Source organism: Enterobacter sp. B79-1 (assembly GCF_057444735.1).
On the sequence record NZ_JBYAZJ010000015.1, the window covers coordinates 1 to 15,351 of the forward strand.

Below are 15,351 nucleotides of genomic sequence, written 5' to 3' on the forward strand. Positions count from 1 at the left end.
CTTCTGCAGGTAGTCGGCGTGCGGTGCCACGTCGTCATACACGGTGTCCAGCGTCGGCGCCTGCGGCGGCACGGTGGCCACGTTGATGACGTATTCCGCGGACGGGCCGGAGACGTTGCCCACGCCGTCGGTCTCTTTCGCCGTCAGGGTGTATTTGCCGTCCGGCAGCGGGGTGGTCGGTTCGAGGGACCAGGTGCCGTCTGCCTGTACCTTCGCGGTGCCAATCACCTTGTCGCCGTTGTACACGGTGATGGTGTTGCCTGGCTCTGCGCCGGTACCCTTGATCAGCGGACGGTTATCGTCGGTTTCCCCGCCGGAAGCCACCACGCCTGACGCTTTCACGTCGTCATAGACTTCGGTGATAACCACTTTACTGGCGTCTGGTGCGGTATAGTCGGTGATCAGCACAAAGTCATCTGATTCCGGACTGGTGTTACCCGCCTCATCGGTTGCGGTGGTGGTGATATGGTGCTCGCCTTCCGGCAGCGCTGTGGTTGGTGTGAACTGCCAGCCACCATTCTCATCCACAACAGTGGAGCCAATCAGCTCGCCGTTGTCATAAATATCAACACGGCTGCCCGGCTCTGCGGAACCTTTGAAGGTTGGGTTCGCGTCATCGGTGGTGCTGCCGCTGCTGAGATCGCCACGGCTGGAGCCCACGTCATCTGTCGCAAGGCCCACGACCGGTTTTTCCGGTGCCACGGTATCTACCGTGATATCAAAGGCTGGAGACGTAACGTCGTTACCCGCCGGGTCTTTGGAAACCACGGTCAGGCTGTGATCGCCCTCAGACAGATCCTGATCTGGCGTGAACGTCCAGTTGCCATCCGGATCGACAACGGTAGAGCCCAGAACGTCGTCACCATCTTTAATGGTCACGGTGCTGCCTGGCTTGCCTTTACCGCCCAGTTCCGGACGCGCATCATCGGTCACGTTGCCTGGCTTCAGGTTACCCACGATCGGCCCCTGATCGTCCACCACTTCACCTACGGTGACCTGGTTTGGATCCGGATCGACGGTGAAGGAGATGCCCGGAGACGGTTCACTCGTGTTGCCTGACGGATCGGTGACCGTGGTGGTGAGCTCATGGTCACCTTTATCCAGCGGTTTGTCCGGCGTATAGGACCACTTGCCTTCGTCATCAACGATAACGGAGCCAATCTTCTCGTCGTTGTCGTAGATATCGACCACGCTGCCCGGCTCGGCTTCGCCGCTCAGGGTTGGAGACTGGTCGTCGGTGGTGTCACCCTCGCCTACCGGTCCCTGTTTGTCGCCCACGTTATCATCAAGGATGATATTGTCCGCCGGAGCCGGTGCCGTGGTGTCGATAACAATCGGGAAGCTGCCGCTGGTGCGCGCGTTGCCTGCCGCGTCGGTCGCGGTGACGGTGAAGGTGTGCTTGCCGTCAGCCAGCGCGGTGTCCGGCGTGAACGTCCACTTGCCGTTGCTGTCCGCGGTGACGGAGCCAATCACTTTACCGTTGTCGAGAATAGACACGGTATCGCCCGGCGCAGCGCTGCCGCTCAGGGTTGGAGTGGTGTCGTTGGTGGATTCGCCTTTCTGCAGCGGACCAACGTGCGGCTCTGAGTTGTCCACCACGCTGTTGATGGACGGCTCGGTGCTGACCGGGATCAGAACGGTAATGTCGTAAGACGGTGCTTCACCCGCAACACGGTTGCCTACTGCGTCCTGAGTTTCGAGCGTCAGTTGATTCAGCCCTTCCACCAGCGGAGTATCCAGCGCCAGCGTCCAATTGCCTTCGCTATCAACCACGGCTGAGCCCAGCAGGTGTTTGCCGTTTGCATCCGTGCTGTAGACGAATACGGTGCTGCCCGCTTCGCCGATACCGTTGATAACCGGCTTGCTGTCGTCGGTAACCTCGCCGCTGGCGATATTACCCTGACGGCCGCCGACGTCATCCATCACGGAGGTAATGTTCAGTACATCGCTGGTTGCCGCAGGTGGCGTATAGTCCGTCACCAGCACAAAATCATCAGACTCAGGGCTGGTGTTGCCCGCCTCATCCGTTGCGGTAGTGGTGATATGGTGCTCACCCTCTGGCAGCGGCGTGGTCGGCGTAAACTGCCATGCGCCTTTATCATCAGCAACCGTCGAACCGATATGCTCACCATTGTCATAAATATCGACACGGCTGCCCGGCTCTGCGGAACCGTTGAAGGTTGGGTTTGCGTCGTCGGTGGTGCTGCCATTGCTCAGATCGCCGCGGATAGTGCCCACGTCATCCGTTGCAGATCCCAGCACTGGTTTTTCCGGTGCGGTCGCATCGACGGTGATATCGAAGGACGGTGAGGTCACCTCGTTACCCGCCGGATCTTTGGACACCACGGTCAGGCTGTGATCGCCGTCAGCCAGATCCTGATCTGGCGTGAACGTCCAGTTGCCATCTGGATCGACAACGGTGGAGCCCAGAACGTCGTCGCCATCTTTGATGGTCACGGTGCTGCCTGGCTTGCCTTTACCGCCCAGTTCCGGACGCACATCATCCGTCACGTTGCCTGGTTTCAGGTTACCCACGATCGGCCCCTGATCGTCCACCACTTCACCTACGGTGACCTGGTTTGGATCCGGATCGACGGTGAAGGAGATTCCCGGAGACGGTTCACTGGTGTTGCCTGACGGATCGGTGACCGTGGTGGTGAGTTCATGGTCACCTTTATCCAGCGGTTTGTCCGGCGTATAGGACCATTTGCCTTCGTCATCAACGATAACGGAGCCAATCTTCTCGTCGTTGTCGTAGATATCGACCACGCTGCCCGGCTCGGCTTCGCCGCTCAGGGTTGGAGACTGGTCGTCGGTGGTGTCGCCCTCGCCTACCGGTCCCTGTTTGTCGCCCACGTTATCATCAAGGATGATATTGTCCGCCGGAGCCGGTGCCGTGGTGTCGATAACAATCGGGAAGCTGCCGCTGGTGCGCGCGTTGCCTGCCGCGTCGGTCGCGGTAACGGTGAAGGTGTGCTTGCCGTCAGCCAGCGCGGTGTCCGGCGTGAACGTCCACTTGCCGTTGCTGTCCGCGGTGACGGAGCCAATCACTTTACCGTTGTCGAGAATAGACACGGTATCGCCCGGCGCAGCGCTGCCGCTCAGGGTCGGGGTGGTGTCGTTGGTGGATTCGCCTTTCTGCAGCGGTCCAACGTGTGGCTCTGAGTTGTCCACCACGCTGTTGATGGACGGATTGGTGCTGACCGGGATCAGCAGATTGATGTCGTAAGACGGCGCATCGCCCGCAATGCGGTTACCCGCTGGATCCTGCGTCTCCAGGGTCAGCTTGTTCAGACCTTCCGTTAGCGGGGTTGATGGCGTCAGGCTCCAGGTACCATCGCTGCCCACAACCGCTGAACCAATCAGGTGTTTACCGGATGAGTCGGTGGTGTAGACGAATACGGTGTTGCCTGCTTCGCCAATACCGCTAATGAGCGGTTTGCTGTCATCGGTGATTTCACCGCTGGCAACGTTGCCCTGACGATCGCCCACGTCATCCGCTACGGCAGTAATTTTCAGAACATTTGCTGAAGCATCAGGCGCGGTAGTGTCAACTTCAAACTCCAGCGCTTCCGAGGGATCGCTGGTGTTGCCCGCCTTATCCGTTTGCGTAACGGTGATGCTGTGGTCGCCTTCGCCCAGCGGTTTCTCTGGTGTCAGCGTCCAGTTGCCTTCATCGTCAATGACGGTAGAGCCCAGAACCTCGTCACCATCATAAATGGTCACGGTATCGCCAGGTTCACCTTTACCGCTGAATACCGGACGCGTTTCGTCAGTGACGTCACCGCCCTTCAGCTGACCGGTAATCGGACCGGTATTATCCTCAGCATCAACCATATCCGGTTTTGCTGGCGGCGTAGTGTCAACAATGATCTGAATAGGATCGGAAGGCTCGCCGACATTACCCAGCGGATCTTCCTCAATCACCTCAACATTGTGCTCACCCTCGCTGAGATCTTTCTCAGGCGTGTAAGTCCATTTCCCTTCGTCGTCGACGATAACCGAGCCGATCTCTTTATCGTTATCTTTGATAACGATGGTATTGCCCGGCGTGCCTTCACCACTGAAGGACGGCTTGCTGTCATCAGTCACGTCGCCTGGCTTAAGTGGACCCGTTACCGGACCCGTATTGTCATTAACTTCAGGCGTTTCTGCTTTCCCAGGAGGTTCGGTCAGAACAATGAATTCACGTTCATCTGAAGGCTTGCTGACGTTGCCCGCTTTATCCGTCTGGCTGACCGTAATGCTGTGGTTGCCGTCCGCCAGGTTTTCGGAAGGTTTGAAATACCAACGTCCATCGTCGTTGACCGTGGTTTCGCCGATCTTTTTACCGTTATCGTAAATAGTAATCGTCGCGCCCGCTTCACCGGTGCCGCTCATTTCCGGTTTTGGATCGTCGGTGTAGGTGTCGTCAAGAATTTCGCCGGTGACTTTACCCACCTTATCCATGATGTGTTCAATCGTTGGCGCATCTGGCGCAACGGTATCGACAACGATGGTGATCGGGTCAGAAGGTGGGCTTTTGTTTCCGTCAGGATCTTCAACCACAACGGAGAGGTCATGTTCGCCGTCGCTCAGCGGTTTGTCTGGCGTATAGCTCCACTCGCCTTCGTCATCGACGATGACAGACCCGATTTCCTTATCATTATCGATGATATGGATGGTATCGCCCGGATTTCCTTTCCCCGTCAAAGACGGTTTGGTGTCATCGGTCACGTCACCTGATTTCAGAGGGCCTTTGATAGAGCCTTCATCATCAATTGTCTGGCCAATGCTCGGCTTTTCAGGTGTAGCGTGCTTGTCGCCATCCTCGTCATCGAGTTCGGACAGCGCAAAAGCCGCCCCTACGCCCGCCGCCGCAAGCGCAAACCATCCCAGCATGCCGAACAGCATGTCGTTGTCGTCATCAGGGGCCGTCAGAATTGGGCCACCAGCACCTAACGGATCGCCGCCCAGGGCAACCGGAGACATGCTGCCATCCGCAATGAGATAGCCAGTATCGTAGCTTTCGCCTGACACGGGAATATAGGCATACAGAAGTCCATCTTCTGCCATACCCATCAGCGTTGGGTTATTTTTATCACCATCGAAGTAATCCTCAATGATGATGCTAGGCTGTGTGTCCCCTTCCTGAATAATATGTAATGCTTTACCTACACGTTGAAGGGTAATATTTTCTGGTGCGAAGTCGTCATTGACGTTCTTCAGCAGATACTTATTGCCGGCGATCAGCTTTATCTTAACCGTCCGGCCTGCGTCCGCTGTCAACAACCGAGTTTTTCCGTCTCCGCTGTTCACTGCTAAAATGACTTTACTTTCCGTCATATAAAAGTCCTTGGTGAATTTCACTCGCTAAATTAAGGACATATAAGCACTTCTGTGATTACATCCTTTACTGCTTTGCACTTATGTCTTCCATACATAATTCATGTCTATTGGGTTCATTGACATGATGCTTAAAAATATCATGTCTGGTTTCTTTATATGCTTAGGAAAAAACCACACAGAAATATACGCAGCATTAGGAATAGTTAACACCTGACAGGGAATTAATGAGAGGATATGAAATAATAAAAGGAGCGAGAATTAATCGTAATTAACTTACACCAAAATAAAACAGAAATAAAAGTAATATATTAAAAATATAAAGATATCTTATTAAATAAGAGAAAAAGTAAGGGACGTGGTATGTCGAACCACTGCGGAAGTGGCAAGGGTGGAGACTGAAGAGGAAATGCATCGGAATGCAGAAATGAAAAAGGCCCACGTTATAAATAACGTGGGCCTGAATAGTGGCGGAACGGACGGGACTCGAACCCGCGACCCCCTGCGTGACAGGCAGGTATTCTAACCGACTGAACTACCGCTCCACTGTTCCCGCTTGGGGAACGAGGCGCATATTACGGTTTGCCTCTGGACTCGTCAACGCTTTTTCTCACGTTTTGAATCGTTTGCTGCAAAATTCACCCAAACGGTGATTTAACAAACGTTTCGGCCTCTTTTCAGGCGCGCCACATGCAGCTTCCGCCCTTCTTCTGCACCAGATCGAGCCGGGATTCATGGTTAAGCAGCTCTTCATCGCTGGCTAACACAACCCGCAAACGACTCGCCTGACGCACAACGCGCTGAATGCCCCCTGCGTCGCGCGTCTGCTGGGACTCATTTTCCATACTGAATTTCATCGACGTCTGACCGCCGGTCATCGTCAGATAAACATCCGCCAGGATCTGGGCATCGAGCAATGCGCCGTGCAGCGTTCGCTTAGTGTTGTCTATTTCATAGCGCGAGCAGAGTGCATCGAGGCTGTTACGCTTGCCGGGAAACATCTTCCTTGCCAGCGCCAGACTGTCCGTCACTTTACAGAACGTGTTGGTCTTCGGAATATCACGATTAAGCTTGCTGAATTCATAATCCATAAAGCCGATATCGAACGATGCGTTATGGATGACGAGTTCTGCACCTTTGATGTACTCAAGGAATTCATCCGCGACATCTGCAAAGGTCGGTTTATCCAGCAAGAACTCATCCGCAATACCGTGAACGCCGAACGCTTCCGGGTCCACCAGCCGGTCAGGTTTGAGGTAAACGTGAAAGTTGTTGCCCGTTAGACGACGGTTCACCACTTCAACAGCACCGATCTCGATGATCTTGTGCCCTTCATAGTGTGCGCCGATCTGGTTCATACCGGTGGTTTCGGTATCAAGAACAATCTGGCGAGTAATTGCAGTGCTCATAGCGGTCATTTATGTCAGACTTATCGTTTAACTGAACGTTTCGAATACAGGAAGTCTACCAGAGATGCGTAAACAGGTAGAAATTTTCACCGATGGATCTTGTCTCGGCAATCCGGGCCCGGGCGGTTATGGCGCGATTATGCGTTATCGCCAGCACGAAAAAACTTTTAGTGAAGGCTATTTTCTCACCACCAACAACCGCATGGAGTTGATGGCGGCCATTGTGGCGCTGGAAGCCTTAAAGGAACATTGCGACGTGGTGCTGAGCACCGACAGCCAGTACGTGCGCCAGGGCATCACCCAGTGGATCCATAACTGGAAAAAGCGCGGCTGGAAAACGGCAGATAAAAAACCGGTCAAGAATGTCGACCTCTGGAAGCGTCTGGATGCGGCCTTAGGTCAGCACCAAATCAAGTGGGAATGGGTAAAAGGCCACGCAGGTCACCCTGAGAACGAACGCTGCGACGAACTGGCTCGTGCGGCTGCGTCCAATCCCGCGCATGAGGATGCGGGCTACCAGCCTGAATCTTGATCAGGGCTTTCGATACTGCCGCGTGGCGCCGACGGTCTGACGAATTTGCGTTTTCGATTTGCTTTGCTTCATCGGATTCAGCGTCAAAGGGATTGTTCGCTTACGCGCCACGATAAACTGCATACAGCCCAGGGCGGGCAAATGGGTACTTAGCACAACGCCCCCCTGCCGTGACCAGGGCAGTACCTGAAATCCCCCGTAGCCGAGCACCTCAAAGTTAAGCAGTGAAAGCCAGTCCAGCTGGCGCATCATCGTGAACATGCGGCTGTTATACGGCGGAGTGCGGCGTAAAACCGGGACGAGCTTGCGCAGACCCATCAGGCTCAGTGGATTAAAACCGCTGAGTATTAGCCAGCCATCATCAATCAGCACACGGTCAGCTTCGCGCAGCAGGCGATGGGGATCGCTGCACCAGGGCAACGTATGCGCCAGCAGACAAGCATCAACGGATTTTTCGGCAAAAGGTAAATGCAGCGGGTCTGCTTTCACCTGAACAGGCAATCCCGCGAGCGAAACGTTGACCTGATGCGAGATAGCGCAGCTTTCGGTATTGATTTCCGCGCTGAGATTGCCAATCTTAAGCAGGTGAAAGCCATACATTTTCGCGAGCCACGGCTTAAGCTGCTGTTCTAACGCCTCGCGATAGTACTCACCCCAGGGCAGGTCAGCCCAACGTTCCGGTGCTGCGACAGTCTGAGGTATCCTTGCCGGTTTCATCAACACATCCGCCACGCAGTTAGAGGTAATGTATGAATCTTATCAGTATTCCAGCCTTTCAGGACAATTACATCTGGGTATTAGTCGATGACGATCGCAGATGTATCATTGTCGATCCGGGTGAATCCGCGCCTGTTTTGCAGGCAATCGAAGAAAATGGCTGGCATCCCCAGGCCATCCTTCTTACTCATCACCATAACGATCACGTGGGCGGCGTTCCCGATCTTGTGGCGGCCTTCCCGCATCTTGTGGTGTATGGACCGGCTGAAACACAAGATAAGGGTACGACGCAAGTAGTCGAAGAAGGCGAAAATATCCTCATACTGGGATACGAATTTTCCGTATTTGCCACGCCAGGTCACACTTCTGGACATCTGTGTTTCTACAGCAAACCTTATCTATTTTGCGGTGACACACTCTTTTCAGGCGGCTGTGGAAGGCTATTCGAAGGGACGCCAGCCCAGATGTATCAGTCATTACAGAAGATTAACGCATTGCCTGACGATACCCTCATTTGTTGCGCACATGAATATACATTAGGAAATATGAAGTTTGCCGCGAGCATTTTGCCGGACGATCTGGCGATTTTAGATTATTACCAGAAAGTGAAGGAGTTACGTGCAAAAAACCAAAAAACACTACCCGTTATTCTGAAAAACGAGCGAGAAATAAATTTATTTTTACGAACTGATGATATTGATTTAATTAATAAAATTAACCAAGAAACAAAGTTGCAACAACCAGAGCAGCGTTTTGCATGGTTAAGGTCAAAGAAAGATAACTTCAGATAATTGCGGGTTGCCTTTTCAAAATTTCGCCGTTATCATCGCTCGTCTTTTAAGCAACTATTGACACACACATGAAGGCAAAAGCGATATTACTCGCCTCTGTCCTGCTTGTAGGTTGCCAGTCGCAAAATGGCAGCAACGTACAACAGCACGCACAGAGCCTTTCTGCAGCTGGTCAAGGGGAAGCAGGGAAGTTTACAAGTCAGGCGCGCTGGTTGGACGATGGGACAACTTTCGCGCAGGAACAAGACTTGTGGGCCTCTATTGGCGACGAGCTAAAGATGGGAATTCCGGAAAACAGCCGGATTCGCGAACAGAAGCAGAAGTATTTAAGAAATAAGAGCTATCTCCACGATGTAACGTTACGGGCAGAGCCGTATATGTACTGGATAGCCGGGCAAGTTAAGAAACGTAACATGCCTATGGAGCTGGTACTCCTACCCATAGTGGAGAGCGCTTTTGACCCACACGCGACGTCTGGCGCCAATGCCGCAGGCATTTGGCAGATCATTCCGAGCACTGGGCGCAATTATGGTTTGAAACAGACCCGCAGCTATGATGCGCGTCGTGATGTTGTCGCTTCAACGACAGCCGCTCTCGACATGATGGAACGTCTGAACAAGATGTTTGACGGTGACTGGTTGTTGACGGTCGCAGCGTATAACAGCGGTGAAGGTCGTGTACTGAAGGCAATGAAAGCGAACAGAGCGCGTGGTAAATCTACCGATTTCTGGTCGCTCTCACTGCCACAGGAAACCAAGGTTTACGTACCGAAGATGCTGGCCCTGAGCGATATTCTCAAGAACAGCAAGCGTTACGGTGTACAACTGCCAACACCAGACGAAAGTCGTGCACTGGCGCGCGTTCGCCTTAGCAGCCCGGTTGATATTCAACAGGTTGCCGATATGACGGGTATGTCGGTCAGTAAACTGAAAACCTTTAATGCAGGCGTTAAAGGCTCAACCCTGGGAGCAAATGGCCCGCGGTATGTGATGGTTCCGCAGAAGCATGCTGAACAATTACGTGAGTCTCTGGCTTCTGGTGAGATTGCCGCCGTTCAGTCTACGCTGATCGCCGATACCTCTCCCGTTTCCAGCCGCAGCTATAAGGTGCGTTCAGGTGATACGCTTTCGGGCATTGCATCACGTCTTGGCGTGAATGCGAAAGATCTGCAGCAGTGGAATAACCTGCGCAGCTCCGGTCTGAAAGTGGGTCAAACTCTGACGGTGGGTGCGGGTAGCAGCGCACAGCGTCTTGCCAGGAACAGCGACAGTATTACCTATCGCGTTCGTAAGGGTGATTCGCTGTCCAGTATCGCAAAACGTCACGGCGTGAACATCAAAGATGTAATGCGCTGGAATAATGATACTGACAATCTGCAACCGGGTGACCAGCTAACGCTGTTTGTGAAAAACAGCGCGACGCCAGATTCCTGATGAGACATTCCTGAGATAAAAAGGCACCGATTCCCCTCGGTGCCTTTTTTGTTTTAACCCGCCTTTTGCGCTTCAGCCATAATGGTGTCGCTGGTGAACGAGCCATCTTCCTGCAGTTCAAAGTAAGCTTTCACTTCCGCAGATGCGCTTTCCTGATAAATACGAATCGCCCGGCTCAGCGCTTCCGGCGTGCGCATACGTGCGATCCAGGCGTTATATTCCAGCGGCAAGCGGTCTGTTATCAGCGAGCGGGAAATCAACCCGGCCTCCGTTATCAGCGATAACCATTGACCGCTGGAGTAGTTCTGCACGTGAGAAGTGTCGCGCAGCGCTTCAACCGTTTGCAGCCAGATATCCCGCACCGGATGACCCGGAGACATGACGTCCATAATGATGAAGACGCCTCCCGGCTTCAATACGCGCTTCACTTCCCGTAAGGCCTGGCCGACATCATGCCAGTGGTGGGCGGAGTAGCGGCTAATGACCACATCAAACGACGCATCGTCGAAAGGCAACGATTCGGCGTAACCCTGGCGCGTAGCCACGTTGCTCAGCCCTTTGGCTTTTGCAGCTTCTGCGACCACCTCGAGCATCTGGCTGGATAAATCATACGCGGTCACCTGTGCCACCTGCTGTGCGGCCGTAAAGCTGGCATGCCCTGCTCCACACCCTAAATCCAGCACGTGTGCCTGTGGGAATGCCGCCAGACGCTCCCCGAGACGCACCAGATCGCGCCCAGACGCATGCACGGCGCTGCTCAGATAAGCACTTGCCTGAGAACCAAACTGTTTTTCTACGTTGTCATGATGGGTGTGTGTTGTTGTCATCGTACTGTCCTTTTGTTGGTTAAAAAGTAAAGGGCAGCACCCGCAGAGGCCTGCCCCACGGCAGACCTGACGCACCATTATTTATCAGGTTTGCCGGGACTGAATTCAACGAGTAGAGGATTGTGATCGGAAGCGCGCGTCACCAGAACGGAGGCATCATGCACATTCAAACCACGATAGAAGACAAAATCGAGAGGACGACCAAACGCTTTCTTGCGCTGATCGTCGCTAAAACGGACCTCACGCAGCGACATTTCGCGCGCAAAGCGGTACAACGCATTCATGCGCGGGCGGCTCCAGGCATTAAAGTCCCCGGCCATAATGATCGGCCCGCTGTGATGGGCTATCTGATCGCCAATTGGGAGTAACTGCTTACTGTACACATCCACCCCCAGGCTAAAGTTCACCGCATGGATGTTTACCACCATCAACAGGCGCGTATCCGGTAACGGATAGACCGTCACCAGCGCCGACTTGGCCAGGCGCAAAATCGGCTCACGCTCACGCAGCGGGCAGCAATAGACCGGATGCGCGGCTGACAGAGTCATCACCCCAGAGGGGTGCTGCGGTAAGACGAACGCAGGGACCTGATCGGCGGCAAGATAGTTGGTCGTTGCAAACCTGACCAGCTCCGGCGTGGTTTGTGCCTCTTGCAGGAGAACCAGATGCGCATCTTTACCGAAATTCTTCAGTACGGACAACCACTCCGCGCGCTGCTGCTTGAAGATGTTCCAGACCAGTACCCTGATTTTTTCGTCACTGCTTAAGGGTGTACCGGCTGGCAATGCCTGGCTAAGGCTCGCAAACGACCCCGGAGGCAAGATCCTCTCCGCGGGCATTCCGGCAACATAACGCATGGCATAGGTATTTTTTCGCACTTTTGGAAACGGCCTCTATAACGTGAACCAGCCTGGAAAAACGGACTGGTTCTAATGTTATAGGGATTTTAGGTCACACTTTCAACGCAATTACTGAGAAACCGCTTTCCAGTTTTGTAAGCAAGCACTTACTGCTACTTACCCAAGCGCCACGCGAGCCGGTTTATCAAGCCGTCCACTGAGGCCAATCAGCAGGAAAGCGACAAGTACAATGACCGCACCAATCCACGGCGTTTGGGTTAACCCGAAGTGTTCTACGGTTTGTCCGCCTACGATGGAACCGATCGCGATACCGATATTGAATGCGGCAATGTTCAGGCCCGATGCAACATCTACCGCATTTGGCGTATACAGTTCGGCCTTTTGCACCACGTACACCTGCAGACCCGGCACGTTACCAAAGGCGAAGATCCCCATAACCAGCACGGTGATCAGCGCGGCGTACTGAATCGATGCGGTGAACTGGAAAATCATCAGTAGAATAACCAACGCTGCGAAGATAAATTTAAGAGCCGGTACCGCACCATGCTTATCCGCAAGTTTGCCGCCCCAGATGTTACCAATCGCGACAGAAATACCGTAACCCAGCAAAATCCAGCTTACCGCCGTTGGTGAGAAGCCCGCCAGATCCTGCATCATGGGTGCCAGGAAGGTGAAAGCAGTGAACACGCCACCATAGCCAAGAGCCGTAACGGCGTAAATGATCAGCAGACGCGGATGCGTGAGCACCTTCAACTGATCGCTCAGGCTTGCGCTCGCCCGGCCAGGGATATTGGATGGCACCAACAGCATACTGGCGACCAGGGCAATCACGCCCAGCAGTGATACGGCCAGGAAAGTTTCACGCCAGCCAAAATGTTGACCAATAAAGGTACCTAACGGCACCCCAGTGACCAACGCAACGGTTAACCCACCAAACATGATGGCGATAGCGGATGCGGCTTTCTCTTTAGGCACCAGGCTGGTTGCAATAGTTGAACCGATGGAGAAGAACACGCCATGCGCGAGGCCGGTCAGAAGGCGGGCAATCACCAGCGTGGTGTAGTCCGGCGCCTGCCAGGCCAGCAAGTTGCCAGCGGTGAAGAGCACCATCAGGGCAACTAATAGCTGTTTACGCGGGAAACGCCCTGTCAGCGCGGTCAGTACAGGTGCACCAACAGCAACACCCAACGCATAGATTGACACCAGCAAGCCCGCAGAAGGGAGCGAGATGGCAAGTTGATTAGCGATGGTAGGAACCAGTCCGACAATAACGAACTCGGTCGTGCCTATCGCAAAGGCACTGATCGTGAGGGCAAGTAGCGCCAGTGGCATAAAATACTCCGTCTTTACAGGATTAAGATGACAGGAAGTATGCGCCAGTGCTTAAATAACAAAAATGGTCAGAATATCAATTGAATTTTGCAGGTGGTGCAACAATGAAAGCAACCTCGGAAGAGCTAACAATCTTTGTCGCCGTCGTCGAGAGCGGTAGCTTTAGCCGCGCAGCGGAACAGCTGGGTCAGGCAAATTCCGCGATCAGTCGCTCGGTTAAAAAGCTTGAGATGAAGCTTGGGGTGAGTTTGCTCAACCGAACAACACGACAGCTGAGCCTGACGGAAGAAGGTGAGCGTTATTTCCGCCGCGTGCAGTCCGTCCTGCAGGAGATGGCCGCAGCTGAGACAGAGATTATGGAATCGCGCAGCACACCTCGTGGATTGCTGCGTATCGATGCGGCAACACCTGTGGTTCTGCATTTTCTTATGCCGCTGATTAAGCCCTTCCGCGAACGTTATCCAGAGATGACGTTATCGCTGGTCTCATCCGAAACCTTTATCAATCTTATTGAACGCAAAGTTGATGTCGCGATCCGGGCGGGAACCCTGACTGATTCAAGCTTACGTGCTCGCCCTCTCTTTGCCAGCTACCGTAAAATCATCGCGTCGCCGCAGTATATTGCTGAGCATGGAAAGCCCGAAACGGTAGAAGAGCTGGCGCAACATCTGTGTCTGGGCTTTACGGAACCGGTGTCGCTAAATACCTGGCCTGTCGCCTGTCATGATGGTCAGCTTCATGAAATTACCTGCGGATTATCCTCAAACAGTGGGGAAACGCTAAAACAGCTGTGCCTTACCGGAAATGGTATCGCCTGTTTGTCTGATTACATGATTGATAAAGAGATCGCACGCGGAGAGCTTGTGGAGCTGATGGCAGATAAACGTCTGCCGGTAGAGATGCCTTTTAGCGCGGTTTATTACAGCGACAGAGCCGTCAGTACACGTATTCGTGCCTTTATCGACTTCCTGAGCGAACATATAAAAACAGCTCCCGAAGGAGCTGTGCGAGGGTTTTAGAATACAGAGGGTTGGGTCAATATTAATCCCAGTTCGGCGCTAACCCTTCCGGGCTCACCAGACGATCGTTGCAATCCAGTGCCGCGATCGCTTTTTTATCATCTTCGTCCAGCTGGAGATCCAGTGCTAACAGGTTGCTTGCCAGGTTTTCACGCTTGGTTGAGGACGGGATCACGGCATAACCTTCACCCATTGCCCATGCCAGGATCACCTGGGCCGCTGTCGCGTTGTGTTTCTCCGCGATACGGGTAATCACCTCATCTTTCAGCGCTTTACCGTAGGCCAGCGTCATGTAAGAAGTAATATGGATACCGTGCTGTTTTGCCCAGTCCACCACTTTGCGGTTTTGCAGGTATGGGGACAGTTCAATTTGGTTGGTCGCAATATTTTCTGCGCCAACAGCAGCAATCGCTTTTTCCATCAACGGGATAGTAAAGTTGGAGATACCAATTTCACGCGTTAAGCCCTGCTTTTTCGCTTCCAGCAGCGCCTGCATGAATTCTTCCACCGAGACGGCATCATTCGGTGATGGCCAGTGAACCAGCGTCAGGTCCACATAGTCAGTACGCAGTTTTTTCAGGCTCTCTTTCAGGCTTGGGATCAGCTTATCTTTACTGAGATTCTCAATCCAGATCTTGGTGGTGATGAAAAGGTCGCTGCGCGGTACGCCGCTCTCTTCGAGCGCCTGGCCTACAGCCGCTTCGTTTTCATAAATCTGCGCCGTATCAACGGTGCGATAACCAAGTTCAAGTGCAGTTTTTACAGATGCAATTACTACGTCGTCTTTCAGGCGGAAAGTGCCCAGACCAAATGCAGGGATAGTCATGTTATTCCTCGTTAATCATTATGTTCGTAAACTGAGGAAGATTATGGCGGGTAGTGTTATGAAGAAAAAGAGCGCAGAAAGCAGAGGATTTTTGCTAATTTCGCAATAATTAAACGGCAGATAAGAAAAAAGCCCTGAGCGTTAGCTCAGGGCTTTTAATAAGTGGCGGAACGGACGGGACTCGAACCCGCGACCCCCTGCGTGACAGGCAGGTATTCTAACCGACTGAACTACCGCTCCACCGAAGACTGCTTGTAACCACCGGATTAATGCACCGGCT

The 15,351-nt window shown here is 53.4% G+C and carries 11 protein-coding genes and 2 tRNA genes; 4 read left to right on the forward strand and 9 right to left on the reverse strand.

Going from position 1 to position 15,351, the window contains the following annotated elements; all coding sequences use genetic code 11:
• From AC2T6E_RS22520 to dnaQ, 3 genes are all read right to left on the reverse strand, one after another.
• Window positions 1–5,325 (reverse strand): Ig-like domain-containing protein (locus AC2T6E_RS22520; RefSeq protein WP_486693247.1); only part of this gene is annotated, 5,325 nt, incomplete at its 3' end.
• 468 nt (window positions 5,326–5,793) lie between these two features.
• Window positions 5,794–5,870: transfer RNA gene (locus tag AC2T6E_RS22525), tRNA-Asp, on the reverse strand.
• A 132-nt stretch (window positions 5,871–6,002) separates the two neighbouring features.
• Window positions 6,003–6,734 (reverse strand): DNA polymerase III subunit epsilon, encoded by a 732-nt coding sequence (gene dnaQ, locus AC2T6E_RS22530; RefSeq protein WP_172411142.1) that lies wholly within the window; start codon window positions 6,732–6,734, stop codon window positions 6,003–6,005.
• A 64-nt stretch (window positions 6,735–6,798) separates the two neighbouring features.
• On the opposite strand from dnaQ, the gene rnhA reads away from it, so the two are divergent.
• The gene (rnhA, locus tag AC2T6E_RS22535; protein WP_010426635.1) at window positions 6,799–7,266 is read left to right on the forward strand and encodes a ribonuclease HI; all 468 of its coding nucleotides are present in this window, start codon (window positions 6,799–6,801) and stop codon (window positions 7,264–7,266) included.
• Here rnhA and AC2T6E_RS22540 read toward each other — a convergent pair whose 3' ends face one another.
• Window positions 7,267–7,983 (reverse strand): class I SAM-dependent methyltransferase, encoded by a 717-nt coding sequence (locus AC2T6E_RS22540; protein WP_010426636.1) that lies wholly within the window; start codon window positions 7,981–7,983, stop codon window positions 7,267–7,269.
• A 32-nt stretch (window positions 7,984–8,015) separates the two neighbouring features.
• Here AC2T6E_RS22540 and gloB point away from each other — a divergent pair, with 32 nt between their 5' ends.
• Window positions 8,016–8,774, forward strand: coding sequence for a hydroxyacylglutathione hydrolase (gene gloB / locus AC2T6E_RS22545; protein WP_108418199.1), 759 nt, complete (start codon window positions 8,016–8,018; stop codon window positions 8,772–8,774).
• 68 nt (window positions 8,775–8,842) lie between these two features.
• Complete coding sequence (gene mltD / locus AC2T6E_RS22550; protein ID WP_089600679.1) at window positions 8,843–10,207, forward strand: murein transglycosylase D; 1,365 nt, start codon at window positions 8,843–8,845, stop codon at window positions 10,205–10,207.
• A 53-nt stretch (window positions 10,208–10,260) separates the two neighbouring features.
• Here the strand turns inward: mltD and AC2T6E_RS22555 are convergent, their stop codons facing one another.
• From AC2T6E_RS22555 to AC2T6E_RS22565, 3 genes are all read right to left on the reverse strand, one after another.
• Window positions 10,261–11,034 (reverse strand): class I SAM-dependent methyltransferase, encoded by a 774-nt coding sequence (locus AC2T6E_RS22555; protein WP_182402847.1) that lies wholly within the window; start codon window positions 11,032–11,034, stop codon window positions 10,261–10,263.
• Between the two features lie 77 nt (window positions 11,035–11,111).
• Window positions 11,112–11,912: an endonuclease/exonuclease/phosphatase family protein gene (locus AC2T6E_RS22560; protein WP_042717509.1), complete on the reverse strand. Its 801-nt coding sequence runs from the start codon at window positions 11,910–11,912 to the stop codon at window positions 11,112–11,114.
• A 138-nt stretch (window positions 11,913–12,050) separates the two neighbouring features.
• The gene (locus AC2T6E_RS22565; protein WP_108418201.1) at window positions 12,051–13,226 is read right to left on the reverse strand and encodes an MFS transporter; all 1,176 of its coding nucleotides are present in this window, start codon (window positions 13,224–13,226) and stop codon (window positions 12,051–12,053) included.
• Between the two features lie 104 nt (window positions 13,227–13,330).
• Here AC2T6E_RS22565 and yafC point away from each other — a divergent pair, with 104 nt between their 5' ends.
• The gene (yafC, locus tag AC2T6E_RS22570) at window positions 13,331–14,245 is read left to right on the forward strand and encodes a DNA-binding transcriptional regulator YafC (RefSeq protein WP_089600674.1); all 915 of its coding nucleotides are present in this window, start codon (window positions 13,331–13,333) and stop codon (window positions 14,243–14,245) included.
• Between the two features lie 22 nt (window positions 14,246–14,267).
• Here yafC and dkgB read toward each other — a convergent pair whose 3' ends face one another.
• Window positions 14,268–15,071: a 2,5-didehydrogluconate reductase DkgB gene (dkgB, locus tag AC2T6E_RS22575; RefSeq protein ID WP_010426653.1), complete on the reverse strand. Its 804-nt coding sequence runs from the start codon at window positions 15,069–15,071 to the stop codon at window positions 14,268–14,270.
• Between the two features lie 163 nt (window positions 15,072–15,234).
• Window positions 15,235–15,311, reverse strand: a tRNA-Asp gene (locus AC2T6E_RS22580).
• Window positions 15,312–15,351: the final 40 nt, after the last annotated feature.

Bases quoted from the DNA above. Each gene is read 5' to 3' on its own strand.
- dnaQ (WP_172411142.1), bottom strand. From the start codon at position 6,734: ATGAGCACTGCAATTACTCGCCAGATTGTTCTTGATACCGAAACCACC.
- yafC (WP_089600674.1), top strand. From the start codon at position 13,331: ATGAAAGCAACCTCGGAAGAGCTAACAATCTTTGTCGCCGTCGTCGAG.
- mltD (WP_089600679.1), top strand. From the start codon at position 8,843: ATGAAGGCAAAAGCGATATTACTCGCCTCTGTCCTGCTTGTAGGTTGC.
- AC2T6E_RS22565 (WP_108418201.1), bottom strand. From the start codon at position 13,226: ATGCCACTGGCGCTACTTGCCCTCACGATCAGTGCCTTTGCGATAGGC.
- dkgB (WP_010426653.1), bottom strand. From the start codon at position 15,071: ATGACTATCCCTGCATTTGGTCTGGGCACTTTCCGCCTGAAAGACGAC.
- AC2T6E_RS22555 (WP_182402847.1), bottom strand. From the start codon at position 11,034: ATGACAACAACACACACCCATCATGACAACGTAGAAAAACAGTTTGGT.
- rnhA (WP_010426635.1), top strand. From the start codon at position 6,799: ATGCGTAAACAGGTAGAAATTTTCACCGATGGATCTTGTCTCGGCAAT.
- gloB (WP_108418199.1), top strand. From the start codon at position 8,016: ATGAATCTTATCAGTATTCCAGCCTTTCAGGACAATTACATCTGGGTA.
- AC2T6E_RS22540 (WP_010426636.1), bottom strand. From the start codon at position 7,983: ATGAAACCGGCAAGGATACCTCAGACTGTCGCAGCACCGGAACGTTGG.